General features: G+C 68.3%; 26 protein-coding genes and 1 pseudogene. 9 read left to right on the top strand and 18 right to left on the bottom strand.

Annotated elements, in window-relative coordinates; all coding sequences use genetic code 11:
• Positions 1-45: 45 nt before the first annotated feature.
• The 4 genes from QH470_RS05855 to QH470_RS05840 all read right to left on the bottom strand — a co-directional run bounded on the left by QH470_RS05855 (position 46) and on the right by QH470_RS05840 (position 6,029).
• On the bottom strand, positions 46-1,407 hold the full coding sequence (locus tag QH470_RS05855; protein WP_280271229.1) for an LLM class flavin-dependent oxidoreductase: 1,362 nt from the start codon (positions 1,405-1,407) through the stop codon (positions 46-48).
• Positions 1,408-1,524: 117 nt separating this feature from the next.
• Complete coding sequence (locus tag QH470_RS05850) at positions 1,525-3,240, bottom strand: ABC transporter ATP-binding protein (RefSeq protein WP_280271228.1); 1,716 nt, start codon at positions 3,238-3,240, stop codon at positions 1,525-1,527.
• On the bottom strand, positions 3,237-5,048 hold the full coding sequence (locus QH470_RS05845; protein ID WP_280271227.1) for an ABC transporter ATP-binding protein: 1,812 nt from the start codon (positions 5,046-5,048) through the stop codon (positions 3,237-3,239). The genes QH470_RS05850 and QH470_RS05845 overlap by 4 nt, the downstream gene beginning before the upstream one ends.
• A gap of 132 nt (positions 5,049-5,180) precedes the next feature.
• Positions 5,181-6,029 (bottom strand): helix-turn-helix domain-containing protein, encoded by an 849-nt coding sequence (locus QH470_RS05840; RefSeq protein WP_280271226.1) that lies wholly within the window; start codon positions 6,027-6,029, stop codon positions 5,181-5,183.
• Between the two features lie 83 nt (positions 6,030-6,112).
• On the opposite strand from QH470_RS05840, the gene QH470_RS05835 reads away from it, so the two are divergent.
• A complete protein-coding gene (locus tag QH470_RS05835) occupies positions 6,113-6,493 on the top strand; it encodes a hypothetical protein (RefSeq protein WP_280271225.1) in 381 nt (126 codons plus the stop codon).
• On the opposite strand, the gene QH470_RS05830 is transcribed toward QH470_RS05835, so the two are convergent.
• From QH470_RS05830 to QH470_RS05805, 6 genes are all read right to left on the bottom strand, one after another.
• Positions 6,483-6,683, bottom strand: coding sequence for a hypothetical protein (locus QH470_RS05830; RefSeq protein WP_280271224.1), 201 nt, complete (start codon positions 6,681-6,683; stop codon positions 6,483-6,485). The genes QH470_RS05835 and QH470_RS05830 overlap by 11 nt on opposite strands.
• Before the next feature lie 297 nt (positions 6,684-6,980).
• A complete protein-coding gene (locus QH470_RS05825) occupies positions 6,981-7,760 on the bottom strand; it encodes a cytochrome P450 family protein (RefSeq protein WP_342228418.1) in 780 nt (259 codons plus the stop codon).
• Positions 7,761-7,924: 164 nt separating this feature from the next.
• Positions 7,925-9,031 (bottom strand): baeRF11 domain-containing protein, encoded by a 1,107-nt coding sequence (locus QH470_RS05820; protein ID WP_280271223.1) that lies wholly within the window; start codon positions 9,029-9,031, stop codon positions 7,925-7,927.
• 154 nt (positions 9,032-9,185) lie between these two features.
• Positions 9,186-9,770 (bottom strand): hypothetical protein, encoded by a 585-nt coding sequence (locus QH470_RS05815; protein WP_280271222.1) that lies wholly within the window; start codon positions 9,768-9,770, stop codon positions 9,186-9,188.
• A 105-nt stretch (positions 9,771-9,875) separates the two neighbouring features.
• Entirely contained in the window at positions 9,876-11,240 is a 1,365-nt protein-coding gene (locus QH470_RS05810; protein ID WP_280271221.1) for an NAD(P)/FAD-dependent oxidoreductase, read from the bottom strand.
• A 4-nt stretch (positions 11,241-11,244) separates the two neighbouring features.
• Positions 11,245-12,171, bottom strand: coding sequence for a D-alanyl-D-alanine carboxypeptidase family protein (locus QH470_RS05805; RefSeq protein WP_280271220.1), 927 nt, complete (start codon positions 12,169-12,171; stop codon positions 11,245-11,247).
• 80 nt (positions 12,172-12,251) lie between these two features.
• Here QH470_RS05805 and QH470_RS05800 point away from each other — a divergent pair, with 80 nt between their 5' ends.
• Complete coding sequence (locus QH470_RS05800; protein ID WP_280271219.1) at positions 12,252-13,100, top strand: alpha/beta fold hydrolase; 849 nt, start codon at positions 12,252-12,254, stop codon at positions 13,098-13,100.
• Here QH470_RS05800 and QH470_RS05795 read toward each other — a convergent pair.
• The 5 genes from QH470_RS05795 to QH470_RS05775 form a co-directional block, all read right to left on the bottom strand.
• Positions 13,079-13,702: a TetR/AcrR family transcriptional regulator gene (locus QH470_RS05795; protein WP_280271218.1), complete on the bottom strand. Its 624-nt coding sequence runs from the start codon at positions 13,700-13,702 to the stop codon at positions 13,079-13,081. The two genes, QH470_RS05800 and QH470_RS05795, sit on opposite strands and share 22 nt — an antisense overlap.
• 67 nt (positions 13,703-13,769) lie before the next feature.
• On the bottom strand, positions 13,770-15,110 hold the full coding sequence (locus tag QH470_RS05790) for a cytochrome P450 (RefSeq protein ID WP_280271217.1): 1,341 nt from the start codon (positions 15,108-15,110) through the stop codon (positions 13,770-13,772).
• A gap of 34 nt (positions 15,111-15,144) precedes the next feature.
• Positions 15,145-16,836, bottom strand: a complete 1,692-nt coding sequence (locus QH470_RS38190) for a nitric oxide reductase activation protein NorD (protein WP_425302612.1) — start codon at positions 16,834-16,836, stop codon at positions 15,145-15,147.
• Positions 16,833-17,648, bottom strand: coding sequence for a CbbQ/NirQ/NorQ/GpvN family protein (locus QH470_RS05780; protein WP_280271216.1), 816 nt, complete (start codon positions 17,646-17,648; stop codon positions 16,833-16,835). The genes QH470_RS38190 and QH470_RS05780 overlap by 4 nt, the downstream gene beginning before the upstream one ends.
• Before the next feature lie 2 nt (positions 17,649-17,650).
• Positions 17,651-18,823 (bottom strand): spirocyclase AveC family protein, encoded by a 1,173-nt coding sequence (locus QH470_RS05775; protein ID WP_280271215.1) that lies wholly within the window; start codon positions 18,821-18,823, stop codon positions 17,651-17,653.
• A gap of 104 nt (positions 18,824-18,927) precedes the next feature.
• Between QH470_RS05775 and QH470_RS05770 the strand changes: the two genes are divergently transcribed.
• Entirely contained in the window at positions 18,928-19,554 is a 627-nt protein-coding gene (locus tag QH470_RS05770; protein ID WP_280271214.1) for a TetR/AcrR family transcriptional regulator, read from the top strand.
• 10 nt (positions 19,555-19,564) lie between these two features.
• On the opposite strand, the gene QH470_RS05765 is transcribed toward QH470_RS05770, so the two are convergent.
• Positions 19,565-20,080: a CGNR zinc finger domain-containing protein gene (locus tag QH470_RS05765; protein ID WP_280271213.1), complete on the bottom strand. Its 516-nt coding sequence runs from the start codon at positions 20,078-20,080 to the stop codon at positions 19,565-19,567.
• 152 nt (positions 20,081-20,232) lie between these two features.
• Here QH470_RS05765 and QH470_RS05760 point away from each other — a divergent pair, with 152 nt between their 5' ends.
• From QH470_RS05760 to QH470_RS05745, 4 genes are read left to right on the top strand one after another with little or no spacing between them, the layout of a single operon-like run.
• Entirely contained in the window at positions 20,233-20,682 is a 450-nt protein-coding gene (locus tag QH470_RS05760; RefSeq protein ID WP_280271212.1) for a VOC family protein, read from the top strand.
• 60 nt (positions 20,683-20,742) lie between these two features.
• Entirely contained in the window at positions 20,743-21,588 is an 846-nt protein-coding gene (locus tag QH470_RS05755) for a pyridoxamine 5'-phosphate oxidase family protein (protein WP_280271237.1), read from the top strand.
• Between the two features lie 38 nt (positions 21,589-21,626).
• Positions 21,627-22,271 carry a TetR/AcrR family transcriptional regulator gene (locus tag QH470_RS05750; RefSeq protein WP_280271211.1) on the top strand — a complete coding sequence of 215 codons (645 nt, stop codon included), beginning with the start codon at positions 21,627-21,629 and terminating at the stop codon, positions 22,269-22,271.
• A 20-nt stretch (positions 22,272-22,291) separates the two neighbouring features.
• A complete protein-coding gene (locus QH470_RS05745; protein WP_280271210.1) occupies positions 22,292-22,942 on the top strand; it encodes an enoyl-CoA hydratase/isomerase family protein in 651 nt (216 codons plus the stop codon).
• Here the strand turns inward: QH470_RS05745 and QH470_RS05740 are convergent.
• Positions 22,936-23,988 (bottom strand): hypothetical protein, encoded by a 1,053-nt coding sequence (locus QH470_RS05740; protein ID WP_280271209.1) that lies wholly within the window; start codon positions 23,986-23,988, stop codon positions 22,936-22,938. The two genes, QH470_RS05745 and QH470_RS05740, sit on opposite strands and share 7 nt — an antisense overlap.
• A 168-nt stretch (positions 23,989-24,156) precedes the next feature.
• On the opposite strand from QH470_RS05740, the gene QH470_RS05735 reads away from it, so the two are divergent.
• Entirely contained in the window at positions 24,157-24,900 is a 744-nt protein-coding gene (locus QH470_RS05735) for a YoaK family protein (RefSeq protein WP_280271208.1), read from the top strand.
• A 62-nt stretch (positions 24,901-24,962) separates the two neighbouring features.
• Here the strand turns inward: QH470_RS05735 and QH470_RS05730 are convergent, their stop codons facing one another.
• On the bottom strand, positions 24,963-26,147 hold the full coding sequence (locus QH470_RS05730) for a spirocyclase AveC family protein (protein ID WP_280271207.1): 1,185 nt from the start codon (positions 26,145-26,147) through the stop codon (positions 24,963-24,965).
• Positions 26,148-26,462: 315 nt separating this feature from the next.
• Here QH470_RS05730 and QH470_RS05725 point away from each other — a divergent pair.
• Positions 26,463-26,695 (top strand): annotated as a pseudogene (locus tag QH470_RS05725) (lipase); the annotation flags it as partial.

Here is a 26,695-nt window from a genome sequence, read left to right as displayed (position 1 = left end):
GCGACGGTGTGGCTCGCCCCGTGATACCGGCCACAGCCGATGCGGCTACCCCGCGGCGGCCGCGACCGCACGCGGCGCGGGTCGCAGGTTCGCGGGCCCCAGTTCGAGGTGGTCACGCAGCGTGGTGCCGGTGTACTCGGTGCGAAACAGGCCGCGCCGCTGTAGTTCCGGGACCACGAGATCCACGAAATCCACGAAGGTGCCGGGCGCCTGCGCGGCCGAGAGAATGTAGCCGTCGGCCTCGCCGCCGCGGAAGCCCGCCTCGATCTCGTCGGCGATCTGGGCCGGGGTGCCGACGAACTGTGGCAGCAGCACACCCTGCGCGTAGAGCTTGCCGATGTCGCGCAGGGTCAGGTTGTCCCGGATGCTGAGCCGGCGCGCGACATCGAACAGGCCCTGGGTGCCCGGTACCACCACATCCTCGATCGGGGCGTCCAGGTCGTACTGCGAGAAGTCGTGATCGGTGTGCACCGACAGGGTGATCAGCCCGGACACCGGATCGGCGAGTTCGTTGTGGAAGGCCTGCTTCTCGCGGGCGATCGTCTCGGTCTCGCCGACGAACGGCACGAACGAGGGGAAGATCTTGATGTCGTCCGGGTTGCGGCCGAAATTCGAAGCGCGGGACTTGATGTCGTCGTAATAGGCCCGGCGGCCCTCCGGCGTGGGGTCTATCTCGAAGACCGCCTCGGCCCAGCGCGCCGCGAAATCCTTACCCACAGAGGACGACCCGGCTTGGATGAGCACCGGCCGCTGTTGCGGCGAGCGCGGAACCGTCAGCGGGCCACGGGTCTTGAACCACGTCCCCTCGTGGTCGACCACGTGCACCTTGTCCGGATCGGCGAAGACGCCGGACGCCTTGTCCTGCACCAGGGCGCCGGGATCCCAACTGCCCCAGAGCTTCAGCGCGACCTCGAGGAACTCGTGCGCGCGGTCGTAACGCTCGTCGTGCCCGAGGTGGTTGTCCAGCCCGAAGTTCTGCGCCTCGGCCTGGTTCAGCGACGTGACGACATTCCATCCGGCCCGGCCCGCCGACAGATGGTCCAGCGTGGCGAAGATCCGCGCCACCTCGTAGGGGTGAAAGTACGTGGTGGACTTGGTGATCGCGAGCCCGAGCCGGTCGGTGACATTCGCCAGGCTCGCCGCCACCAGCGACGGATCGATGGTGGCCGAGGCCTGGGTGCCGCTGCGCAGCGGCACGCGGATGTCGTTGCCGTACCGGACCGGGGTGGCGAGCAGATCGGCGAAGAACAGGAAATCGAACTTGCCCCGCTCCAACGTCTGCGCCACCCGGCGGTAGTAGCCCGGCCCGAGGTAGTCGGTCTCCGACCCCGGATGCCGCCACGCCGCATGGGAATGCGTGACATGCGAGGCGATCAGGAAACCGGCGAGATGCAGTGCGCGTGACATGGGGTTCCTCGATGGAGTCGGGAGGTCGGGCCGCACTCAGGGTCCGCCGCGAGACTTGTCACGTCACCAGTTGGAATCAACAAGACGCGAAGGCGGCTGGGCCTCGGGACGGGAGGCTCAGGCCATGTCGGCCGACACCGTCGACAGGTTCCAGAATTCGGCGTAGCGGCCGCCGCGGCGGATCAGGTCGTCGTGGGTGCCGTCCTCGACGATGTGCCCGCCGTCCAGGAAGACGATGCGGTCGGCGCGGCGCACAGTGCGTAGCCGGTGGGCGACCAGGACCACGGTGCGGCCCGCCATGAGCTGTTCGATGCCGTCGTGGACGGCGGTCTCGTTGATCGGGTCGAGGGCCGAGGTGACCTCGTCCAGCAGCACGACGGGAGCGTCCTTCAGCAGCGCCCGCGCGATCGAAACACGTTGGCGCTCACCGCCGGACAGGAAGGCGCCGCCCTCGCCGACCTTGGTGGCCCAGCCGTCGGGCAGCCGATCGACGACCTCGTCCAGCCGCGCCGCGGCGCCCGCCGCCCGCACCTCGGCGTCGGCGGCATCGGGACGGCCGAGCCGCACGTTCTCCTCGATGGTCCCGTCGAAGAGGTAGACGTCCTGGAACACCACGGCGATCCGCGCCATCAGGCCCTCGGTCTCGATCGAGCGCACGTCCACACCGCCCATGCGCACGGCGCCGGCATCGACGTCGTAGAACCGGGCGAGCAGTTGCAGCAGCGTGCTCTTGCCCGCGCCCGACGGCCCGACCACGGCCAGCCGCCGGCCCTGCGGCACCGTCAGCGATACGTCGTCCAGCACCGCGCGGTCGCCGTGCCGGAAGGAGACCGACTCGAACGCCAGGTCGTAGCGCTCGGGCCGGGCCGGCTCGGGTGGCTCGGGCAGCGGCGCCGTGCGCAGCACCGCGTCGAGCCTGATCAGCTCGGCACGGGCGGCGCGGACCCGGCCGCCGATCTCCGCGAGCGACAGCAGCGGGTCGGCACAGCGCGCGGCGAGCACCAGCACCGCCAATACCTCTGCGGCGCCGATGTTTCCGCCGAGCGCCAGGGCGGTGCCGAGCACCAGCAGCACGGTGAACACCGTCTGCACCGTGAGGGTCAGGCCCAGGATGCCGGGCAGCGCCGCCAGCGTCGAACGCCGGGACGCGCGCTGCAGCCCGCGCAGTGAATCGTCGAGCGACCGGAAGCCCGCCACGGTCCGGCCACCCGCCCGCAGCACCGGCTGCGCCTGGAGGTACTCGATGACCCGTCCGGTCGCGTCCTGCTCGCGTTCGTGCCGTTCGGCGTCCGTGGCGGCGGTCGAGCGCCCGGTCCTGAGCTGGATCGCCACCACGACGGGCGCGGCGGCCACCGCGGCCAGCCCCATCCGCCAGTCGAAGGCGAACAGCACGACGACGATCGTCGCGGGCGTCACCGACGCGGCGACGAGCGGCGCCAGCAGGTGCGCGATCACGCTCATCGCCTGCAGCACACCGCGACTCGCCAGCACCGACACCTCACCGACCCGTCCGGCGGTGTACCAGCCGAGCGGTAGCCGCGCCAGATGGTCGCCCAGGCGGCGGTACACGCCGCGCAAGAGCGTGGTCCCGACCCGGAAGCCGGACAGGTCGCTGCGGTAGCGCAGTATGGCGTAACCGGCGACGGCGACCGCGAAGGCGAGCAGCCAGGGCCGGGCGTCGCCGGGCGTGCCGCCGAACAGGGCGCGCAGCACCGGGACCAGCAGGGCGTAGGACAACCCCTCGGCGACCGCGGCCGCCGTCATCAGGGCCACGGTGCGGCGCACCGGCCGGGCGTATTCGGGGCCCAGTACGCGCAGCAGCATGCGGATCATCGGGCTGGTTCTCCTGTGTTGTCGGATGCGGTCGCCGCGACCGCGTGCGTGTCGATGTCGTCGTCGAGGGCCGAGCGGTGCGACCGCCAGAACGCGGCGAAATGCCCGTCCCGCGACAGCAATTCGGCGGGCGCGCCGCGTTCGGCGACGGCGCCGTCCGCCAGCACCACGATCGTGTCGGCGTCGGCGACCGTCTCCAGCCGGTGGGCGATCACCAGGATCGTCCGGTCGCCGGTCAGCGTCGACAGGGCCCGGCGGACGGCCTGTTCGGTCTGCGGGTCGGCGAAGGCGGTCGCCTCGTCGAGCACCAGGACGGGTGTGTCGGCCAGCAGCGCGCGGGCGAGCGAAATACGTTGCGCCTCACCGCCGGAGAGCGCGGACCCATTGCCGAGCACGGTGTCGTAGCCGTCGGGCAGCCGCAGAATCCGGTCGTGGATGCCGGCCAGCCGCGCGGCGCGGACCACGTCGTCGCGGTCGGCGTGCGGCACCGCCAGCGCGATGTTGTCCGCCACCGACGCACGCAGCAGGCGGACGTCCTGGAAGACGAACGACACCCGCCGGTACAGCTCCACCGGGTCGATGTCGCGCAGATCGACACCGCCCAGGGTGATGCGCCCGCGCTCCGGGTCGAAGAACCGCGGCAACAGCTGGACCAGTGTGGATTTCCCGCTCCCCGACGGCCCGACGAGCGCGGTGACCGTGCCCGGTTCCAGTATCAGGTCGATCCCGCGCAGCACCGGACGATCGGCGTCGTAGCCGAACCAGACGTCGCACAGTTCGACCCGGTGTCCCTGCGGCACAACAGGTTGCGCGGGTTCGGGCAGTGGCGGTTGCGCGAGCACGTCCCGGATCCGGCCGACCGCGCGCCGCGCGGCCTGCATGTCGTCGAAGCCGTGGCCCAGCGCCGCCACCGGCGCCGTCAGCCCCAGTCCCAGCAGCAGGAACGGCAGCAGATCGGCCGGAGCCAGGCTGCCGCCGGTGATCAGCACCGCACCGCCGGTCAGCACGGCCAGCAGCACGAACGGCGGCGACAGCACGACCTGCATGGCGGCGGCGGGCGCGGCCAGCCCGCGGACCATCCGCAGGAAGATGTCGGCGAAATCGTCTGCGGCCGTGATGAATCGGCGATGTGCCCGGCCGGCGCCGCCGAACGCCTTGACCACCGAGATGCCCTGCACGAACTCCACCACCGAGTTCGCGATCCGGCCCATCGCCGCGTCGAACTCCCGCTGTTCGCGCAGCCGCTGCGCGGTCATCATCAGCGGCACCAGCGCCACCGCCAGCGCGACCGGAATCAGCGTCACGAGGGTGAGCCGCCAGTCGACCGTGAACAGGTAGACCAGCGACACCAGCGGCACCACGAACGCCGAGACCAGTTCGCCGGGCGTGTGGGCGATGAACGGATGCACCGCGCTCACATCCTCGCCGACCACCTTGGTCAGCTCGCCGGTCCGGCGGCGGGACAGCCAGCCGATCGGCACCCGGCCCAGCCGATCGGCCAGCTGCCTGCGGAACGACAGTTGTATCCGGCCGTCGAGGAGATGCCCGATACCCGACGACGCCGCCGTGCACAACAGCTTCACCAGCAATCCGGCCGCACCGGCGCCGACCGCGAACCAGACCCGGCCGTGGTCGATCGGGCCGGGCGACAACAGATTCCGGCCCAGTTCGACGACCGCCAGCAGCGGTGCCAGCCCCGCCACGGCCCCGATCACCTGCAACACCACTACGGCGGCGAAGCCCGGCAGATAGGGGCGCAGCAGCGCCAGACCGCCCAGCGACCGTCCGACGCCGGTGACGTCGTCCATGACTCCTCCTCGAGCACATCGCGCCGGACCGCATGACCGGGCGCGCCTCCACATGACTGGAAGCATCGCCAGCGCAGCACGAGGGCGTCTTGGACAAATGTTCCCTGTGGCCGACGTCACGAGCGGCCGGAATCAGCGGGCGGGCGACCGTTCCGGGGCCGCCCACGCGACGTCGTCGACCGCGAGCCAGGGTGCGACAGCGACGGCCGCCGGAGTCACCCCGGCGAAGGTCATGACCTCGCGGTGCAGGTGGGACTGGTCGGCATAACCGCTCTCCGCCGCCACCACCGCGGCGCTGTGGCCACCGGCGAGACGGTGCGCCGCGTGATCGAAGCGGACCAGCTGGGCCGCCTGCTTGGGAGTGAGACCGACCTGGGCCCGGAACCGAGACCACAACCGCTTGCGGCTCCAGCCCAATTCGCTTGCGAGCCAGTCGATTCGGATCTGTCCGCGGCTCGCCACCAGGCGGTCCCAGGCGAAGGCGATCTCCGGATCGACCGGGCGGCCCGTCCGGCACCGCCGCGCGACCGCGGCCGCGGCGACCGCGAACCGCTCGTCCCAGTCTCGCGCGGCGTGCAGTTGCTCTCGGACTCGCGCGGCGTCGGCGCCCCAGAGGTCGTCGAGTGCGGTCACCGTCCCGTTCAGCTCCGCGCTCGCCCCCAGCGCCGCGTGCGCGACCACCGGTGACAACCGGATCTGCAGGCAGTCGATATCGCGGCCGCGTCCCCGCACACCGGCGGGAGCCATCCCGACCACCACGGTCCCGCGCTGCCGGGCGCGACTGCCGTCGTCGATCAGCAGCGCGTCCCCGAAATCGACGAACACCGTGACGGCGGGATACGGCACCACCCGAATATCGATGTGATCGCCCGTCCGGCCACGGAACCCCGCCATGCTGACTCCCGCCGGGCACCCCGGCCGGGACGGCAGCGCGATATCCCACAACGCCGCGGCGTCACGAAGCGGGTCGGCAGTTCGCATGCCGTCATCGTACGAGTGTCCGGTTCCGAACCGATCAGGAATCGAGAAGCCCTGGTCACCGGCCCGTGGCTACCGTCTCCACCATGAGTTGGAATACGCGAATTCGGCAGTGGCACCGCCGGCTGGCCCTGACTTTCGTCGCGACACTCGTCGTCACCGTCGTCGGCCTGGCGTTGCGGGGCCCGGCCTGGCTGTCCTACGTGCCCCTGCCGCCGTTGATCCTGCTTCTGCTGTCCGGCCTCGCCCTCTTGGCGCGCGGGCGGCGGGCAGGAGCGATCCGCACGACGCACCGGTGGTCGGCCGCGGTGTTCACCGCGACCGTGCTCGCCACCATCGTCGCCCTGGCACTACCCGAACCGGTCGTGTGGGTGTCGTACCTGCCGCTGTTCCCGCTGGCCCTGCTCCTGATCACCGGGCTGACCATGCTCGTACGGCAGTACGGCCGCCACAGTGTCACGGACTAGGTGTCGGCAGTTCGCAATTCCCCAGATGCGGATTGACGCCCATGTAATTGAGCGGGCCCGCGACGATCGTCAGGGCGATGTTGCCGAAGCTGGCGCAGGTGATCGGGCCGGAGTCGAAGTAGTGGCGCTGCGCCGCGGCGACGAATCCGATGATCAACCAGATCACGAGAAGGATGCTTCCGGTCTTCATGGCTACCTCGCCTCGTCACCGTACCGCCCGGCCACGTTCGCGCCGCGGTGTCTGCCGCGATTGTCCCATTACATCGGCGCCGATCTCGACCCTTCACCGGAACCCCCGGCGCGCCCCTTCGTACGGCGTGGCGTGACACGGGTACGCGGCCACCGGCGGCGTGGACTCACCACGTGACGGGCAGTGCCGCCAGCGCGCGGTGGAAAGGCCCAGGGCGCCAGGTGGGTTCGCCGCCGGGCAGGTCGGGACGCATGTCGGGCAGCATGTCCAGCAGTTGGTCGATGGCGTCCTGGGCGATCAGGTAGGCCAGCGAGCGGACGGGGCAGGCGTGCTGGCCGATGCCGAACGCCAGGTGATCAGCAGCAGCGTGTTGACGATCAGGTTGAGCTGCAACTCGATTCCCGCGCCGTAGAAGGTCACGAGCTGGTGGACCAGTTCGTCCTCGTCCAGCTCCGAGGGATGCTGCAGCAGCATCGAGGCGACGTCGTTGCCCGGTTCGGCCCGCTTCAGTGCCACGAGCCGGCGCATCGCGTCGTCGACCATCCGGTTGCCCTGCTCGGCGTTCGTCCCGTCGAACATCGCGGCCATGCCCGTCGCCACCTGCTGACCGATCTCCGGCGGGCAACCGACCATGGCGCAGCAGACCTGGAACGTCAGCGGAAACGCGTACTGCGACAGCAGATCCGCCTTGCCGTCCGCCTGGAACCCGTCGATCAGCGGCAGCGCGATCTGCTCCACGGTGGCGTGCAGTCCGTACAGGTCGACCGCCTCGATGCTCGCGATGGTCGCCTGCCGGTAGCGCGCGAATTCCGCACCGGCATTGCGGCTTCCGGTGGGCCGCCACTCCATGATCGGCAGCACCGGGCAGTCCGCCGGGATGTCCTGCTGCCAGCGCCGCGGGTCGGCCGGGAAATGTTCGGGATCGTTGAGCACGCTCAGCGCGGCGCGGTAACCGAGGACCAGGGTGGCGGGGACGCCCGGCGAAAGCTCCACCGGCGCCAGCGAACCGAACCGCCGCCGCATCTCACGGTAGGCGCCGTGCGGATCGTCGGCGAACTCCGGCGAATGCAGCGGCACCCGCGGCCCTTCCGAGTCGACCGGTGACCCGTGGGCCACCGGGCAGCTCGCCGCGGGTACGGGGAATTCGCGTGCACTCGAGGTAACTCCAGGTCAGCCGATGATCACAATGAAAGCTATTGTCAGACAAGGGATCATAGGCGCTATACGGTGTAGACGCACGATCACGGCGTGTAACGCAGAATGGCCGCGGCCGCGGCGCTTTCGGGCATGTCCTCGGCGCGCACGGCGAATACCCGGCCGTCGGTCTGCAGGACGCGGCGGCAGATCTCGTCCACCACACCGGGTGCGCCCACCTCGGACCGATCGGCGAAGGTGACCTCACCGCTCTCGGAAATCGAACCCGCCACGGTCACATCGATATCCGCCAGCAGCGTATCCACCATGCCGAAGGTCGCCGCGCGAGCGATATCGGCGAGATCGGTGGCGGCCCGGCCCTCGCCGCGGCGGCGCTCGAACAGCTCGCGCAGCCCCGCGAGTTCCGCAGCGTAGTAGTCGTCCAGGATCTGCCGGGCACGCATGCCGAGTTCGGCGTCGGAGAGTTGTTCCGGATTGCCCGCCAGGGATTCGTCCAGCAGCACCGGGTAGCTGTTGACCGACCGATACAGCGAGTCGATCGGTTCGGTCGCGGCCAGGATCAGCGGTACGTCCCGGCCCGCGAGCACGTCGCGCAACTGCCGGTCGACGGCCCGCGCGTACTGCCGGACCCGCAGTTTGCGGCCTTCCGTGCCCTGAATCCGCCCCTTCGGCGCGCGGCCGCTGAGCGAGGCCTTGCGCGCGTGGTCGGCCGCGTTCTGCGGCAGCCCCGGCACCCGGATCTCCTCGGCGCCGCCGTCCGACCCCACCTCGACCAGCCGGACCGCCCCCTCGGAGAGCGCGAGCACGAATGCCGTCTGCGGGAACGTCGTGGCCCGCAGCAGCGGCTTGGTGTGGAACCGGTCTCCGACGAACACGCCCGCGGGCAGTCGATTGGGCACCCGATAGGTCCGCACCCGTTGCGGAGTGCCCAGTACCACAAGGGAATTCGACTGGAACCGCCAGAAGTCCGCGTCGTCGGCCAGATCGTCCAGCTCCTCGCGCAGCGCCTCCTGCGCCGCCCGGTCGGAGATCCGCTCGAGCGCCTCCCGTGCCTGGTTCGAGAAGGCGATCCGGTTACCGTCCGGCGATGCCGGGTCGCCCTCGGTCGACGTATAGATCGATACGCTCCAGGGGTCGGTCTCCCCCACCAGCCGCCGGACCTCGCCGCGCGTGGGAATATCGGTGTGCAACATCAGCCCTCCAAGCTCGTGCCGTCGCGCCCATGTCCACTGCTGCGCGGATCGGGCGGCCGCTCACCCGCGCATTCCCGCACCGCTCCGCCATTCCGACAATACCGCCGAACAATACAGTAGCGAATCCACAGCAATCACAGCTGACGCGTGCTGATCACCATCGGGCGACCGGCGGGCGATAGCCGCGCATGGCGCGGCCGGTGGCGGGCAGAGCGGCGAGGATCGCGGCCGACGTCCACCCGATCAGGGCCACCACGATCCAGGTGTAGAACTTCGACGGCGCGTCCAGGTCGGCGAGCCGCACCAGCGCGTAGAGGTAATAGGCGACGACCAGCACGCTCAGCACGATCAGGAGCCAGCGAGCGAATCCGAGCCTGCACATCAGCAGCACCGCCAGCAACGCTGTCGTGCCACCGACCGTCATCGTCACGGTAACCCCGAAATCGATGTTGCGCGTGGTGTGTTCGGAGAACGCCTGGCCGATGAGCGCCATCAGCCGGGTCATGCTGCTGACCTTCGCACCGTCGAAGCCGGGGACGGCGAGCACGAAGCACAGCACAGAACACAGCCCGAACAGCAGCCCCGCACACACCGCCGGAACCGCGCTCGCGGCGGGCTGCGGATAGCCGGGCGGCGGGGCCGGATAGCCGTACGGCGCAGGCGGATAACCGTATTGCTGGGGGTAGCCGCCCGGCGGCACCTGAGGATAGTGCCCCTGCTGGTGGTACGGGTACGACATGACTTCCTGTTCCCTCCGGTGTCACAAGTCTTGCTGAGGCCGGAGCGAGTCACGCCCGTACCGCCTCATACTTGTATCCACCCGGGCTTGCGAGAAACTTAACGATCAGTTGGCCGGGTCGCCCAGCGCCTCCAGGGCCGCCGGGATCTGCTCGGCGGGCAGATAGCAGTCGGTCTGTTCGAATCCGCGGATGGTGTGAGTGTCGTAGTCGCCGTAGCCGATTCGCAGGAAGTCGTCACCGCTGAGGCCGTGGACGGTCCAGTCGAAGGCCACCCGGGCGCGCGCGACGAGGGTGCGCAGCGCCATCAGATGGTAGCCGCGGGTCACCGCCTGCGCGGGGATACCGTGCAACCCGATCTTCAGCGGTCGCGCCACCGCGTCCTTGCCGCCGAGGTCGACCACCAGGCCGAGGTCCGGGTGCCGGTACGGCGTGCGCCCCCGGCCGCGGAGTTCGGTCACCAGGTTCTTGCCCAGGTGGCGGCCCTGCCGCATGGCGTGCTGCGCGGTCGGCGCGCAGATGGCCCCGTCCTCGCCGGTCAGATCGGGCACCGCGGCCGCGTCCCCGCACGCCCACACGCCGGTGAGGCCGGGCACGGCGAGGTCGGCATCGGCGACGATCCGGCCCTTGTCGGTGGCCGCGCCCAAATGCCCTGCGAGCGGGCTGGGTTCGACCCCGGCCGTCCACAACACCGTGCGCGACGGGATGAATCGGCCGTTGGTGAGCTGAACACCGTGCGCGGTAACCTCTTTCGCCGAGGCGCCGCAGACCAGTTCGACGCCGCGCTCGGCCAAATTCTGTTTGACCTCCTCGCCGAGCCGCTCGCCGAGTTCGGGCATGATCCGGTCGCCGCGGGTGACCAGATGCCAGCGCACCATGCCGGATTCGAGTTTCGGGAAGTAGCGCCGCGCGGCGGCCTGCGTGACCTTGTTGAGCACGGCGGTGGTCTCGGTCCCGGCGTAGCCCGCGCCGATGGTGACGAAGTGCAGCCGCTCGCGGTCCTCGTCCTCCTCGCCGCGCATCGCGGCCACGTCCAGCTGCTGCAAGACGTGGTCCCGCAGGAACATCGCCTGGGCGAGGGTCTTCATGCCGAAACCGTGCTCGTGCAGGCCGGGCACGTCGAGTACCCGTGTGATACTGCCCGGCACCAGCACGAGATGGTCGTAGTCGAGCGCGCATTCGGCGCCCGCGGAACGCCGCACCACGACCTGGCGCGTCTCCGGATGCACCCCGATCGCCATGCCGGGCACCACCTCGGTGCGGCGCAGCACCCGCCGCAACGACACCGAGATCGACCGCGGATTGAGCACCCCCGACGCGACCTGCGGTAGCAGCGGCAGATAGAGCAGACCGGCATCCGGGGTGACGAGCTGAACGAACGCTTCCTCCGGACGCAGATGACGTTCCAGATAGCGGGCGCACTCGACACCCGAGAAACCACCGCCGACGATCACGATCTTCGCGGGACCCATGGCATCACCCTAGCGACCAACTGAACGGCAGCGCACCCGCGATGGGCCCGTAGCCCCAGTTCAACATTCGCTCGGCATCCTCCGCCGCGGCGACCGCGCTGTCGGCCGAGCTGTGCAGCACCACGCCGATCAACGGCATTCCGGCCCGGATCGTTTCGAACAGCAGGCAGGTACCCGCGGCGTCGGTGGATCCGGTCTTGATGCCGACGGTCCCGGGATAGTCGTGCAGCAGCAGATTCGTTGTCTCCCAGAAGTGTTCGCGGTTGTTCGGGCCCGCCGGGACGTGGTGGGTCGCGGACCCGACGATCTCCCGGAACACCGGCGACTGCATCGCGCGCATGCCGAGCGTGATCAGATCCGCCGGAGTGGCGAAGGTGGAGTGGCCGGTCGGATACGGCAGCCCGCTGGGATCGCTGAAATGCGTACCGGCCAAGCCCAATCGCCGTGCGGTGTCGTTCATCTTGTCGATGAATCCGGCTTGTCCGGGCCCGTACGCCTCGGCCAGTGCGTAGGCGGCGTCGCAACCGGACGGCAACATCAGCGCATACAGCAATTGCCGCGCCGTCAGCACCTCGCCCGGAACCAGGTCCGCCGTACTCGCCCCGAACTTGTTGTCGTAGGCGATGATTCCCTCCGGCACCTCGACGGCCCGCTCGAGGTCACCGGAGTCGAGCACCACCAACGCGGTCATCACCTTCGCGATACTGCCGATCGGCGCGGGAGTGTTCACCTCCCGCGACCACCGCATCGCACCGGTGAACCCGTCGGCCAACGCCGCCCCCGCCGCCTGCACCCCCTCCGGCTCGGGAGCCGGCCAGGAGGGTAGCCGACTACTCGCGACACTCGTGGTCGGCGCGGCCACAGCGTGACCGTCGGCCAACACCAACACCCCGACCACCAAGGCCTGCAACACTCGGGCAAATATCCGCATCGCGACATTGTGCCGCCACGACCGGTCCGGCGGCGGGATTTCGAGCACCGATGAGTCCGGCGTCCCCGCCTCGTCTACAGGTGACAGACCACGACCGCCCGAGCGCGTCGACTCCTGGAAGGGCACAGCACTTGCACACCACACTTTCGGCGGACGGGACGGAGCTGGCCTACGACGTGCGCGGCGACGGACCCGCACTCGTCTACATCACCGGCGCCACCTGTTTCCGCACATTCCGCCCGGTGATCGCCGATGCGAAGGTATTCGCCTCCGAATTCACCGTGTACACCTACGACCGCCGCGGCCGCGGGGACAGCGGCGACACGCTTCCCTACAGCGTCGCGCGGGAGGTCGAGGACATCGAGGCGATCATCGATGCCGCCGGCGGGACAGCGCACGTGTACGGCCATTCGTCCGGGGCGGTGCTCGCGCTCGAGGCGGCATTGCGGTTGCCGCACAAGATCGATCGAGCCTTCGTCTACGACGCCTCCTACGTGCACGACGAAGCGGAGCGCGACTCCTACGCCGCACTGTCCGGTCAGGTCGACGCACTACTGGAACAGGGCCAGAACGCCCGCGCGGTCAAGCATTTCCTCCGGGGCATCGGGATGCCGCGTCTGTTCGTCCACCTGCTCCCCCTCGTCCCCGGATGGGCCACGATGCGAGCGCTCGCCCCCACCCTCGCCTACGACATCGCCTTGACCCGGGACCTGCCGCCCGTCGATCGCATGAACAAGATCGAGGTGCCCGTACGAGTAGCGGTCGGCGGACGGAGTCCGGCCAGCCTGCTCGAGGTTGCCCGCCAGTTGGCCGATGCCATCCCGGGATCGGAGCACCGAGTGATCGACGGCCAGAACCACATGGTCAACCCCAAGGTGCTGCTGCCGGTCCTGCGCGACGCCCTGCTCTACGGCGTCCGGCCGAGATGAGTGCGCGGGGCCAACCTGACACCGGCCAAGCCGGTCCAGCACAGCCCGGCGGTCGTGGCGACGGCCTCGTGTTTGGGCAGTGACTTGCCGGTGAGCACCCAGTCCCGCGCACACGACCGAGCGATCGCGACCAGTTCCGTCGTGATCAGCCAGCCCTGCTCGGCCCGCGGGAGCCGATACGGCGCGAGTGCCTGTTCGAGAGTGTCGGTGCAGATCGCGGCGGCCTGGTGAGCCATGCGCTGCGCTGCGGGCTCCTCGGCGACGGCGGCCCCGGCCAGCAGGGCGGCGCTGCGCGGATGGCTGTCGGCGAAGTCGAAGATCGCGGCCACCGTCGCCGTCACGATCGCGCGCATGTCCAGGCCGGGAGCGAGCGCGGCGGCGAGCGTCTCGCGCAGCACCTCCGCCGCGTCGTGCAGCACCGCCAGATACAGTTCGAGCTTGCTCGAGAACGACTTGTAGAGCACCGGTTTGCTGATCCCGGACCGGCAGGCGATCTCCTCCATGCTCGCCGCCCGATATCCGCAGGCGGCGAACAATCCCGCCGCCGCGGCCACGATCGTGCGCCGACGCTCCAGCCTCGCCTGCGCCACCCTCGTATTCACGGCCCGGCCACCTCCTGGAACGCAGAGTATCAATGCGCCGATCAGGGCCCGATGCCCTGCCCGCCGGTTACGGTCCCGGGGCCGCCGGTGCGGCGAGACGCTGCTCGTCGCACAGGCGTTGCAGAGTCTCCAGGGTGTCGTCCAATCCCGCGCCCAGGCGCGGGCCGGGAGTGAAGGTGGCGGGGAGTTTCCGCATTCCCTGGATGATGCCGATGGTGTCGTAGTGCACGGTGCCCGCGGGATCGCAGGTGTAGTCGGGCATGCGGTCCAGGACGGCGACGAGCATGCGTTTGAACACGACGCGGGCCACGTTGGAGCCGATGCAGCGGTGGATTCCGAGCCCGAAACTGAAGTGGCGGTTGCGTTTCCGGTCCAGGATGACGGAGTGCGGATCGGGGAAGACGGTGGCGTCCCGGTTGGCCATAGCCCACGACAGCCACAGCCGCTCGCCTTCCTCGAGGGGCTGGCCCGCGACCTCGCAGTCGGCGGAGATCGTCCGGCCGTCGCCGGGTGCGGGAGTGAAGTAGCGCAGGAATTCCTCGGTCGCCGAGTCCAGCAGCGCGGCACGCTCGCGACTGAGGGTGACGCGGTCGTCGGGGTGTTGCGAAAGCCATTCCAGGGCATGGGCGGTGAGCGCCGTGGTGGTGTCGAACCCGCCGCCGATGAGCAGTGCCAGCACGCCGAGCAGGTCGATATCGTCGGGTTGCGCACCGTCGATCCGCATGGTGGCCAGCGCGTCGATCAGCCCCGGGCGGGGATGCTCACGGATCTCGTGCAGATTGGCCAGCAGGTCCATACCCATCACCATGTTCATTTCCGTCACCCGGTCCATATCGGGTGAATCGGGCGGGGTGTAGACCGAGGCATGCGCGGGCTCGTTGTAGACCGACCATTTCACCAGCGGAATGCCGAGCATGGCGAGGGTGAGCACGGCGGGCACGATATTGGCGAGGTCGTCGACGAAGTCGATGTGCCCGGATTCGATTTTCTCGTCCAGGCAGGCGCGGACGAGTTCGTCCACGAACGGCAGCCACCGGTTCACCGCCTTGGGTGACAGATACGGGTTGAGCACCGACCGGAACACCCGGTGCTCGGGGTCGTCCATCTCCAGGATGCCGCTGCGCATCGGAATCGCCTGGGTCCCGGTCGGAATGGTGATGCCCTGGTATCCGCGGCGTTGTCCGTGGACGTCGCGATCATTGGAAACATAAGGGCAGCGGGCGAGTTCGAAGACTTCACGATTTCCCGCGGCGACCCAGTGGCCGCCGTAGGTTTCGGTCCATGCCAAGGGGCAGGCGCTGTGCATCTCGTCGGTGATCGCCCGGAATCGGGACCGGTATTCCGGTGTGTGCCGGTCGAAATGGTAGTGCGGCCGGTCGGCGCGCGCCGAGGTGTGTTCGATGGTCAAGGTGACATCCTCTCCGGTGTGGCGATCTCCGGCGTCATCCGCGCACCGCTTTCGGCGCGCTGAGTTCCCGGAGGGAGGCGAGGAACAGTTCGTCCATGCGGGGGCTCAGCTCGGCCAGGGTGGTGGCGCCGGCGTAGCCCGCGGAGCCGAAGACACGTTCGAGCGCTTCGGTATCGGCGCCGGCGCCGAGGGACAGGCACAGGCATCCGACCCCCTCGGCGCGGAGTTCCTCCAGAGCCTTACTGGCATCGGCCTCGGCGTAGCGGCCTTCGTAACCGTCGTCGTAGGGGAACCCGTCGGACAGCACGAGCAATAGCCGATTCCGGGTTCCCGCTTGGGTTTTGAGAATTTCGCCCGCGCCGCGAATGCCCGCGCCGAGGCGCGTGTAACTGGAGGGCTCGAGCTGGTTGAGCCGGGCTCGCCCGACGGCGCTGAAACGTTGTCCGAAGGTTTTGATCGCCGGGAGATGGACGGCGTGGCGGCCTTGTGATCGGAAGGCGTAGACCGCGACCCGGTCGCCGAGTTCCTCGAGAGTGACGGCGAGAGTAGCGGCGGCGCGGCGCTGATGGTCGTGGACGGCGAGGCCGTCGGGATCGGTGTCGGTGGCCGATCCGGAGGCGTCGAGCAGGATGAGGACCCCGAGATCGCGGGCCAGTTTGCGGTGTTCGCGGTAGACGTGTTCGGGCGGCGAGTAGCCCGAGCGCAGGTCGACGAACAGGTCGATGAGCGCCTCGAGATCGAGTTCGTCGCCGTCGGGTCGGCCACGAAGTACCTTGGGGCCCAAGCCGACTCGGGCCAGGCGTCGCCGTAGCACGTCGTCGGCCGGTACCCCGGCGGCGGCGATATCGGCATCGGCCGTGAACGGGAAGTCGATCACCCGGCACCATTCGGGCCGGTATCGCTGATGGTGGACATCCCATTCCGGGTAGAGGGCGCCGCCCACGCCGACGGCGACGCCGGGCTTGTCGTCGTCGGTGAAATGGATTCGCGTCGGGAGCGGGCGGGCATGCGCTCCGAGTTGCTGTGCCCGCCGGACCGCACGCACCGGCGCCTCCGCACCCGCCGGCCCGTCACCCGGAGAACGCTTGCCGCCCAGCTGCTTTCGCATGAAGTCCAGCAGCGTGCGCGAGCTGAACAGCGGATTCTCGAACAGCTTCGCGATCTTGCTCTCGCCCGAGTCCGCGGTGTCGTCGTCCTCGTCGTCGGCCTCGGGCACGTCGAGCGGGTCGAATTCCAGGCGCAACTCCTTGTCGGTGGGCCGCGCCCCGGGCCCCGCGGTCGATGCCAGCAAGCGGGAGGGCCTGATGACACCGAACCATTCCGGCGGATCCGCGACCGGGTTGCGTCCTCGGGCCACGGCGAGTGATTCCTCGGCGGTCGCGGTGCCCGCTGTCCCGACGACGTGCAGGTCGGCGGCGAGGGGCATCCGGTCGGCGAGTTCCGCGAGCACTCGCCGACCCTCGAGCGCCAGATAGCGTCGTGCCACCGCGGGGCGTCCCCGCAGGGACTTCAGCAGGCGCAGTTCCAGGCTTCCCGCCCCGAGCAGCGCGGCCTGCACCAGCAATTCGCGGCGCTGCTCGGCGTCGGAACCGGCCGTGAGGAAAATGGTCCGGCCGTTGGTGTGCGCGGCCGTGCCGGCCGGCGCCGGCACGACGTCGACCGACCGGCCCGCCAGGAAGGTGGCGAGCAGCCGGAACCGGTCGACGCTGTCCGGTTCGGCGGTCATGATCGGGGCAGGATGGCGTCGACGAGTTCGCCGAGCGCGCGGACGACTTCGTGATCGTCGGACAATGCCTGCACGACGGCCGACTGGACGGCACTGCGCAAGCTCAGTCCCTCCGCGACCAAGCCACCGGCGAGGATCAGCATCCGCGTAGACGACACCTCCCGCAGCGGTGACCCGTCCAGATTGCGGATGGCGTTGCCCAGGGTGACCAGCGCGCGGGCCGTGTCGATATCGACCCGGGCTTCGTGCGCAACCACCTCGATCTCGATCTCGGCGGGCGGGAACCCGAGTTCGATCGCGACGAATCGCTGCCGCGTCGACTCCTTGAGGTTCTTCAGAACGCTCTGGTAGCCGGGGTTGTAGGAGATCACCAGCTGAAATCCGGGCGCCGCGGACAGTGTCGTGCCGAGCCGGTCGACCGGTAGCTCACGCCGATGGTCGGCCAGCGGGTGGATCACCACGGTGGTGTCCTGGCGCGCCTCCACCACCTCGTCCAGATAGAAGATGGCGCCCTCGCGCACGGCCCGCGTCAGCGGCCCGTCCACCCAGACCGTATCGCCGCCCTTGAGCAGGAATCGGCCCACGAGATCCGCCGACGTCATGTCCTCGTGTCCGGCGACGGTGATCAGATCGCGCCCGATCTCGGCGGCCATGGCCTCCACGAACCGTGTCTTTCCACACCCGGTGGGGCCTTTCAGCAACACCGGCAGGCCACGACCGGCCGCCGCGCGGAATACCTCCACCTCGTCACCGACGGCTTTGTAGAACGGGGCCGTCGAAACAGTGCGCGCGGCATGGTTATTGGTCAGCATGGTCAGTTCTCCCGGTCGAACGGAACGATTTTCGGTAGCTCTTTACCTTCGGGCAGGACGAGTCGGCCGTTCGGATCGATGTAGCCGGTGTCGTTGCCCGGTATCGGGAGAACCGGATCGGGACACAACCGATCCGTACCTTCACCACAGATACCCATGTCGAAATACGAACGCTTCTGGATGTCTTCCGGCCAGGACTCGGCGTGCATGCCGAACCACTGCGCGGGCAGGTTGTAGAACACGAAGAAGAACACGCTGCACGCCGCGAAGATCGCGAGGAACCGGGTGAACTGCTGCTGGACGAACCCGCCCTGGATCCGCTCCAGCCCGCGCTCCACGAAGGTGCGGCCCCGGTCGTCGGTGAAATAGCGCAGCGCGCACAGACCCGCCTGCACACCGCCCCACATCAGCCCCTCGTACAGCGGCCACTGGTAGTAGGTGCCGGCGTTGATCGACAGCGATTTGATGGCGCCGGGATAGGTGAACAGACCCATCGGCATCAGGAACAGGCCCTCGATGACGAAATCGAAAACGAAGGTCCACGCGATCAGCACGCCGATCAAGCCGTAATTATTGATCCGCGGCCAGCGCGCCTTGGCGCGGCGCATGATCCAACAGCCCAGAATCGTGCACAGCAGTACGCCGTAGGAATAACCGGGCGCGTTCATCAGGATCGGCTCGGCCATCATGTGACCCGGCTCCCCGTAGGACCGCCAGCCCGGGACGTGCAGCACCCAGGAGCCCATGTTCCACATCCACGTGTTGTATGTGCTCCACGTGTTGAAGTAATTCAGCAGCGGATCCTGAAACCACAGCAAACCGCACGCCACCAGCAGCATCCCGTCGAGCGTGATGCGCCGCTCCCGTCGCCAGGGCCGGACGATGAAGTAATAGATGCCCACCGGCAGACCGACGATGATCACCGCGGTCCAGGTCATCAGAATGACCTTCATGAGTGTCGGCGGATCACTCGGTCCGGTCGGCACCCGTTCGAAATACGGACCCGTGACCCACCGAATCCACACGTACAGCTGGAAAGCCAGGATCAAGCCGCCGAGCGTCGCCCAGATGCGCACCGGCTTCCCCCGCGATCGAACCTGGGCGCCCAGCGCGGCCACCTCACCGGCCGACTGGGTGACTGTAGGCGCGGTCTTGCTGTCCGACGGTCCACTCATGACACCGTCTCCTTCTCGATCGTCGCGGCACGGCTACGCCAATATACCAACGGGTATCTCAGCATCCAATGGGTTGCTCGGATTCTCTTGGTAGACTCCGGGGCATGGTTGAGCGGTGGACAGTGGAGCGACGCCTCGAGCACACCCGATCGTTGCTGCTGGATGCGGCGGAGGCGGTGTTTGCCGAAAAGGGCTTCATGTCAGCGACTCTCGACGACATCGCCCGCATGGCCGGCTACACGAAGGGCGCCATCTACAAGCACTTCACCGCCAAGGAAGACCTCTTCCTGGCCGTGAACGACCGCTACTGGCGCCGCTACTTCGACACCTTCTCCGAGGTGATCTCGGCGGCCACCGAAGTCGGCGCACCCGAACTCGACGAGATCGCCCAGCGCTGGCGCCGGCTCAGCGACGACCGCGGCGCCGGGCAGGCCGCCCTCGGCCACGAGTTCACCCTCTACCTGCTCCGCAACCCCGAAGCACGAGAACGTGTGGCCGCCAAGCGATCCGAGGTAGCCCAGGCCCTGGCAACCTTCGTCGCCGAAGGGCTCGACCGCATCGGCGCCACCCTCTCCATCTCACCCCTGACGTTCGCCCACGTCCTCATCGCCACCACCGATGCCATCGAACTGGCCAGCCAGCTCGACACCTTGGATCTCTACCGCCCCATCCTCGAGATGTACGTCTCCGCGATCAAACTCCCCGATCCCCAGCCATCCCCCGCCGAATGACCTGTGGCGCTCAGGATTTCCTGGCGTAGTGACGTGCGGCCTTGGCTCGATTGCCGCAGGCGGCCATCGAATGCCAGCGGCGGGTGCCGTTCTTCGAGGTGTCGTAGAAGAACAGCACGCATTGCGGATGTGCGCATTGCTTGATGCGACCGGGGCGCTCGGCCAGCAGCCGTAGCAGGTTGTCCGCGGCCAGCCAGGCCGCCAGCCATTCGGACCGCGGCACGTCGGGGTGCTCGGCCGGTCCGGCGGCGGTCAGCACGCGACGGATGCGGCCGTGGTCGAGGATCCGGTTCAGTTCCTCGAAGGCGTCCTCGCACACCGCGCGCCGGATCGCGTCGCGGGTGGACAGCAGGGCGTGGCGAGTGCGCTCGTCGGGCACGCTGTCGGACAGATCGTTGACGGTCAGCCAGCAGCGCAGGCCGTCGAGGTCGATCAGGAGGTCCCGGGGGCCGTCCGCCGACATCCACCGCGTGTTCAGCAGGTCGACGGCGAGCGGTTCGCCGACGTGCGGGCGTGGGTCGCGCATGCCTGAGGTTAACCATCCCCTTCCGTGCACTGGGTCACCGGTGCATTCTAACCCTCAAAATTCCTTTCAGGGGTTGACGAGCGTTGGGCGCAGCCTTAGGTTCTATAACTGTCAAAACTAATTTTGACGGTTACTCCTACCGAAGGATCGCCATGACCACACCGCAGCTCGCCACCGGCCACATCGGCCTCAACGTCACCGATCTGGATCGGTCCGTCGACTTCTACCGGCGCGCACTGGGTTTCGAGCAGCTCGGTGGCGGGGACGGCGTGCACCGCTACGCCTTCCTGGGCGCCGACGGTCGGCTCCAGCTGACGCTGTGGCAGCAGAGCGCCGGCGCGTTCTCCCCGAAAACCCCTGGGTTGCACCACCTCTCGTTCCAGGTGGAGACCATCGAGCAGGTGCGCGAGGTGGAGACGGTGCTGAAGGAGCTCGCGGTGACGTTCGCCCACGACGGCGTCGTCGCGCACGGTGAGGGCGCGGCCTCGGGCGGCATCTTCTTCGACGATCCCGACGGCATCCGGCTCGAGGTGTACGCACCCGGGGGCGCCGAATCGGCTCCCGCGCCGAGCGGCGCGGCACCGACCTGTGGCTTCTTCTGATTCGCGGGAGTCGTTGTGACCACGGTATTTCACACCGGTGAGCTGGCCGTACAGCGCCGCATGGGGCAGGCCGACAGCGCCGATCGGGTAGGCCGCATCATTCGCCCCGAGATACCCGCCGCGGCCGCGGCGTTCCTGGCCGAACAACCGATGGTCGTCCTCGCGGCGGCCGACGACGCGGGCCGGGTCTGGACCGGTCAGCTCGTCGGCCTGCCGGGTTTCGCACACGCCGAGGACGCGCGCACGGTGGCCGTGGACGCGCGTCCGGTGTCGGAAGACCCGTTGGCCGAACCGCTGCGCGGCGCGCGCAAGGTCGGATTGATCGCGCTACAGCCCCAGCGCCGCCGGCGGATGCGGGTGAACGGCACCGCCGGACCGACCGACGCCGGGCTTCGGATCACCACCGACCAGGTGTATTCGAACTGCCCGAAGTACATCTCCCGGCGGGCGATCACGCAGTTCCGCCCGACCCTTCCGGGCCCGGCCAGGCGCTCCGCGACGCTCGACGTCCGGCAGCAACGGGCGGTGTCCGACGCCGACACCTTCTTCATCGGCACCGTCGACGCCGAAGGCAACGCCGACGCCTCGCATCGCGGCGGCAATCCCGGCTTCCTACAGGTACTTTCACCGTCCCGGTTGCGCTGGCCGGACTACCGGGGCAATTCCATGTTCATGACCCTCGGCAATCTCGTCACCGATCCGCGCTGTGGGCTGTTCATCCCGGATTGGCACACCGGCACCACCCTGCAACTCACCGGCACGGCCGAAATACTTTGGAATGAAACCGCTTTCGCGCCCGGGGCACAGTGCGCGATCGAATTCGAGATCACCGAGGTGGTGGAGATACCCCACGCCGGACCGCTCCGCTGGGGGCCACCGGAACTCTCACCGGTCAATCCCGCCTGAGCGTAATTACAGAGCATTCGCTCTGTTATAGTTCGGTCATGCCCCGCCCTCGCACTCACGACCTGGACCGGGTGCTGGATACCGCCCAACGGATCGCGGTGGAATCCGGCCCGGCCGCGGTCACCGTTCGCGCGCTCTCGCAGGCCACGCTGGTATCCAATGGGGCGATCTATCACGCGTTCGGCTCGCGGGCGGGGCTGACGGGTCAGGTCTGGGTGCGCGCGGCAGAGCGTTTCCTGGAATTACAGCGCGAAGCCGTAGACAAGGCTCTGGCCGCCGGACCGGCGCCGCGCAACGCCGTCGAAGCCGTCGTGGCCGCGGCGGACGCGCCCGCGGAATATCTACTCCGGCACCCGGTCTCGGGACGATTTCTGCTGACCGTGGATCGCGCGGAACTGCTCGGCGCCGGCGATCTCCCGGCGGAGGTGGCCGCCCGGCTGACCGCTCTGGACAAGGCCCTCACCACGCTGTTCGTCCGGCTCTCACGCGAGCTGTGGGATCGCGCCGACCGCGAGTCGGTGGCGGTCGTGCGGGACTGCGTGGTGGAACTACCCACCGCGTTGCTGCTGCGCGGGCAGCGCGAGCCCGATCCCCCGACGCGCGCTCGGCTCGCCGCGGCGGTGCGGGCGGTACTGGCACTCACTCCTCCCGAACCGGCGCGGCCCGGCGACCCGGCCGCCTGATCGAATCGAAAGGCACCACCATGACCACTCAGCTGTCCTATCGCGACAAGATCGCCGTGCTACACCTCGGCGACGACGAAAACCGGTTCTCCCCGGACTGGCTCGACAGCCTCGACACGCACCTGACCGAGATCGAGGCCACCGCGCAGGGCATGGTGACCGTCGGTGCCGGGAAGTTCTACTCCAACGGCCTGGACCTCGATTTCCTGATGACCAACGGCGACCGTGCGGAATGGTACGTCGGGCGCGTACACAGCCTGTTCGCCCGGATCCTGACCTTCCCGATGCCGACCGTGGCGGCGGTCAACGGTCACAGCTTCGGCGCCGGCGCGATGCTGGCGATCGCACACGACTACCGCGTCATGCGCGAGGACCGCGGCTACTACTGCTTCCCCGAGGTCGACATCAACATCCCGTTCACGCCCGGCATGGCCGCCCTGATCCAGGCCAAACTCGGTCCGCAGGCCGCGATCACCGCGATGACCACCGGCCACCGCTACGGCGGCCCGCAGGCCCGCGCCGCCGGGCTCGTCGACGACACCGCCACCGAGGACCAGCTACTCGACCGCGCCGTCGAACGCCTGAACCCACTGCTCGGCAAGAACCCCGACACGGTCCGGGCCATCAAGGCGACCATGTTCGCTTCCGTCGTCGAGGCGTTGGGTCAGTAATTGAAATCCGGTGCGTCGACGGGGACGACCGGATGCCAGGGGTTGTCGTGCAGGGCGTGGTCGGGGATGGGAACGCCGTGGAACCAACCGTGGGTGCGATCGGCCGGAGTGGTTTCGCGGGCGTCGATGTAGTCCAGGTGCAGCCAGCGCCATTGCTGGTGTGCGGGACAGGGACCGGTGCGGAGGCCGGGGTCGCCGAGTACGTCGGACTGGACGAGGACATCGAGGTGGTAGGCCGCGGAGAACCAGCGGGCGGTATCGCGTTCGGCGGATCGGCCGTCCCGGTGCCAGGTGGTGCTCAGGGCGCGATCGTCCCCGAGACCGCCGGCTCCGATGGAACGCGCGGCCAAACGCCGGACCATGGGCGCGGATTCGGCCAAATGCGCGCACAAGCCCTGGGCGACAAGGGAATTAGCGTAGTGACCGGGTCCGTTCACCGAGATCATCACCCCGCCGGGTATGCGGCGGTCGTGATGACGGCGCAGGTGCGCACCGGTGTGGAATAGTTGCACGCTGCCTTTGAACAACCGCAGTACCCCATCGCGCCCTCGCAACGGAATGGCTTCGGTGTAGATCACGTCCGGCTCGACGGGCGCGTGTTCGGTGAGGTACAGAGACGCCAATTCGGTACACACCCTGGCGAATTCGGCGCTGGGCCGGGCTCGGGCGAGCTGTCGACTGTTGAAGATCACCAGGAAGGCGCTGCTCTCCCCGCGGGCGGCTTGCTCCTTCCAGGCTCGGCGGTCCGCGGCGATCCGCGCGGCGACCGCGAGCGGCCCGGCGGCCAGCGTCGCCTCGTCGATCCAGCACAGGTTCATCGCCAATCCCCGTGCGGGCGTGCCCGACTTGGTGGCCATCCGCCCGAAAACGCACGGCTGATGGCGTGCGGCCCACCCGAGGAACGCGGCTCGCTTCACCGCCTCATCGGCGTCGGAGAACAGAATCTCGTTGGCGGCGTCGATATCCGGGCCGAACGATGTCCCGTCCGGGTACCGGGGAAGTTCGGTAAGCGAGTAGAGCGACGAACCAGCCGGAATCGGTGTCATCGTTGCCTCGGCGTCGGAGGGCGTTGAAGCTCGGGACGGCGGTGACTCTACCTGGGCGAGAGGCGGTTTCCGGGGCTCCGCGCGGACGAATTTTCACAGCTTTTTCTGAGGTGACCCTGATACGTTTTGTCCCGTTTGCCAGTGTCAGACAACAACTCGGGGAGCTGTATGCCTGCCATGAGCCTCACGACGCCGCATCGCGCGCTCGTTCTCGGTTACGGATCACTGCTCGCGACGATCGCGGGATTCGTCAATGCCGTCGCCATCCTGACCTTAGCCCTCCCGGTCGCCAATGTGACCGCGACGACAACACAGCTTGGGATGGACGCCGCCAGCCCGTGGATGTTCGAAACAAGCCTGCTGGCCGCGATCATCCTGGGATTCCTGATGGGTGCGGCGGCGGCCGGCGCGATCCTCGCGCCCGCGAAAACCCATGCGGGAGTTCGGCACAGCGCCATCATGGCCGGCGAGGCGTTACTGCTCATGCTGGCCTTCGCCTGGTCGGGAGACACACTGTCGGTCTTCCTCGCCGCGCTCGCCTGCGGGCTGCAGAACGGGGCGAGCTCCAGCTTGCGCACGATGCAGATCCGCACCACCCATTTCACCGGCACCGTCACCGATCTCGGCCTGCTGATCGGGCGTTCACGCCGGCACCGGATCGACAGCTGGCGGGCCACCGTACTGTCGGCCACGGTCATCACGTTCATCGGGGGCAGCGTCGCGGGCACCGTCCTCGGCAGCCGGATCGGCGAGGCGGCACTAATGTTGCCCGCCGCGTCCTGCGCACTCATCGCCCTCGCCGGGCTCGCCTACGACCGCAGCCGCCGCCTTCCCACACCGTCGAACGAACTCGAATCCCACCCCTCCGCCGACCGCGACGCGCCGGAGCTTCGACGAGTCGGGGTCTCGTAGCGATATCCGGCCGGACCGGCACGCCTGTCAGCGACATGCGTGCCGGTCCGGAAAGGCTTGGGTCACTTCGTGTGTTCGAACGGCACCGTGTCTGGAACATGCGCTCCTTCGGGCAGGATCAGCTTGCCCTCGGTGTCGATGTATCCCGAACGCTTCGTCGGTATCGGGAGGGCGGGGTCGGGACACGGTACGTCGGTGCCGTCACCGCAGATGCCCCCGTTGAAGTAGGAGCGCTTCAGGTGATCCGTGGGCCACGGATCGGCGTGCATGCCGATCCACTGTGCGGGAACGTTGTAGAAGAAGAAAAAACACGCGCTCACCGCGGCGAACACGGCGAGAAATCGGACGAACTGCTGGCGCACGAATCCGCCACGGACGGAATCCAATCCGCGCTCGACGACGGTGCGACCACGATCGTCGGTGAAGTAGCGCAGACAGCACAGGCCCGCCTGCACCGCACCCCACATGAGTCCCTCGTAAATCGGCCACTGGTGATAGGTGCCCGCGGCGAACGACACGGATCGGATCGCGCCGGGATAGGTGTAGAGCCCGAACGGCAGCATGAAGCCCGCTTCCATGACGAAGTCGAGCACGAAGGTGAACGCGTAGGTAGCCAGAATCAGTCGCAGATTGGTGATATTCGGCCAGCGCGACTTGATCCGGCGCATCACCCAGCAGCCGAATATCGTGAGCATCAGTACCCCGGCCGTGTAGCCGGGAGCGTTGACCAGCAGCGGCTCGGCAACCTGATGGCCCGGTTGTTCCGGCGAGACCCAGCCCGGAATATTCGATGACCAGGACCCCCGATTGAACAGCCACGTGTTGTAGGTGCACCAGGTGTTCAAGTAGTTCAGCAGCGGGTCCTGGAAGAACATCAGCCCCATGGACACCAGCAGGATGCCGTCGAGGGTGATCCTGCGCTCCCGGCGCCACGGCCTGATGATGAACCACCAGATCGCCACCGGCAGACCGACGCACACCACGACGGCGTTCATCGTCAGGAACGCCTTCATATACATCGGTGGGCTGGTCGGCCCGTCGGGCACCCGCTCGAAATACGGCCCGGTCACCCATCGCACCCATACATACAACTGGAGCGCCAACAGTAACCCGCCGGCGGTTGCCCAGATCTGCACGCGCTTCACCCGGAGACGATCCTGCGCTGCCGGATCGGTGGCTCCGCCGGAGGTGGCCGCTCCGCCGAATTGCGTTGCCACCGGGGGCTTCTCGCTCGACAGCTCGCTCATGATGCCTCCATACCCATGCCGTCGCATGCTCTACGCCAGCAATATACCAACAAGTATCTCAACAGACAGCGAGTATCTTAGGTGCTGCGGAGCAGCTACGCCATGGGGATGCCGCGAGAGTTACTTCCGTCCGAGGGCGGAGATGCGCTGTGGCTGTTCCTATCCCCGATGTAATGCCGATGGTGATTTCCACGGAGTGCTTCTTTTTACTGCCGTGCACACGGCCGACCGGTTTTAGCGTCATCCGCGGTTCTCGAAGTGAGCGAATTCGAAACTGCGGGAACCGAACCGCACCTGTGTGCAGAAAGGTATCTGATGAAGCGAACGACCATCCGCGGGACACTGCGCGCCGCCCTGGTGGCGAGCGCGGTGGTCCTCGCGTTAGGACTACCGGGCGCCGGAGTGAACGCCGATCCCGCGCCGGTGTCCGGTGAGCAGCAGTTGGCCGATGTGATCGGGCAGGGTTTGAAGGATCCGGCGGCGCGTCCGATCGCTGATACGGGTAGCGCGGGTAGTTCCGGGTCCGCGTGCACGTCGGGTAGTGGGGC

Source organism: Nocardia wallacei (genome assembly GCF_029868745.1).
GTDB lineage: Bacteria > Actinomycetota > Actinomycetes > Mycobacteriales > Mycobacteriaceae > Nocardia > Nocardia wallacei_B.
This window is presented reverse-complemented; position numbering and strand designations above follow the sequence as displayed.